Annotated in this window: 2 rRNA genes (1 of these 2 running past the window's edge); both read right to left on the bottom strand. The window is 56.5% G+C overall.

The window, feature by feature from the left end:
• Positions 1–51: 51 nt before the first annotated feature.
• Positions 52–168, bottom strand: a 5S ribosomal RNA gene (gene rrf / locus ABZ406_RS30780).
• Between the two features lie 90 nt (positions 169–258).
• Positions 259–1,796: ribosomal RNA gene (locus ABZ406_RS30785) — 23S ribosomal RNA — on the bottom strand; it runs 1,481 nt beyond the window's last position.

The following is a 1,796-nucleotide window of genomic DNA, read 5'->3' on the forward strand; positions in this document are numbered from 1 at the left end:
GGGAAACGCAGATAAGGCCACCCCGTTAGGGGTGGCCTTATCTGGAAGATTGTCCGGCGGCGTCCTACTCTCCCACACCCTCACGAGTGCAGTACCATCGGCGCTGGAGGGCTTAGCTTCCGGGTTCGGAATGTAACCGGGCGTTTCCCCTCCGCCATGACCGCCGTAACTCTATGAACATATCAAACAACCCCGGCACACAAAACACGGTGGGTGTTCGCTTGTTCAGAGTTGCACAGTGGACGCGTAGCAGCTTAGTAGTCAAGTCCTCGGCCTATTAGTACCGGTCAACTGAACCCGTTACCGGGCTTACATTTCCGGCCTATCAACCCAGTCGTCTAGCTGGGGGCCTTACCCCACCAAGGTGGGTGGGATACCTCATCTTGAAGCAGGCTTCCCGCTTAGATGCTTTCAGCGGTTATCCCTTCCGAACGTAGCTAACCAGCCGTGCCCTTGGCAGGACAACTGGCACACCAGAGGTTCGTCCGTCCCGGTCCTCTCGTACTAGGGACAGCCCTTCTCAAGTATCCTACGCGCACGGCGGATAGGGACCGAACTGTCTCACGACGTTCTAAACCCAGCTCGCGTACCGCTTTAATGGGCGAACAGCCCAACCCTTGGGACCTGCTACAGCCCCAGGATGCGACGAGCCGACATCGAGGTGCCAAACCATCCCGTCGATATGGACTCTTGGGGAAGATCAGCCTGTTATCCCCGGGGTACCTTTTATCCGTTGAGCGACACCGCTTCCACTCGCAAGTGCCGGATCACTAGTCCCGACTTTCGTCCCTGCTCGACCTGTCAGTCTCACAGTCAAGCTCCCTTGTGTACTTGCACTCAACACCTGATTGCCAACCAGGCTGAGGGAACCTTTGGGCGCCTCCGTTACCTTTTAGGAGGCAACCGCCCCAGTTAAACTACCCACCAGACACTGTCCCTGAACCGGATAACGGTCCGAAGTTAGATACCCAAATCAACCAGAGTGGTATTTCAAGATTGCCTCCACCCATACTGGCGTATGGACTTCACCGGCTCCCACCTATCCTACACAAGCTAATTCGAGTACCAATGTCAAGCTATAGTAAAGGTCCCGGGGTCTTTCCGTCCTGCCGCGCGTAACGAGCATCTTTACTCGTACTGCAATTTCGCCGGGCCTGTGGTTGAGACAGTGGGGAAGTCGTTACGCCATTCGTGCAGGTCGGAACTTACCCGACAAGGAATTTCGCTACCTTAGGATGGTTATAGTTACCACCGCCGTTTACTGGCGCTTAAGTTCTCCGCTTCGCCCCGAAGAGCTAACAGGTCCCCTTAACGTTCCAGCACCGGGCAGGCGTCAGTCCATATACATCGAATTACTTCTTCGCATGGACCTGTGTTTTTAGTAAACAGTCGCTTCCCCCTGCTCTCTGCGGCCATACAACGCTCCACCCGCGCGGGGCTTCACGTCTCCGGCCCCCCTTCTCCCTAAGTTACGGGGGCAATTTGCCGAGTTCCTTAACCACAGTTCGCCCGATCGCCTCGGTATTCTCTACCTGACCACCTGTGTCGGTTTGGGGTACGGGCCGCTAAGAACTCGCTAGAGGCTTTTCTCGGCAGCATAGGATCACTGACTTCACCTGAATCGGCTCGGCATCACGTCTCAGCCTTCATGCGGTGCGGATTTGCCTACACCACGGCCTACACGCTTACCCCGGCACAACCACCGGCCGGGCTCAGCTACCTTCCTGCGTCACCCCATCGCTTGACTACTACCCATCAGGTTCCCACGCTCCCCACCATCCGTCCGAAGACATCAA

It is taken from the genome of Micromonospora sp. NPDC005710, assembly GCF_040630995.1.
GTDB lineage: Bacteria > Actinomycetota > Actinomycetes > Mycobacteriales > Micromonosporaceae > Micromonospora.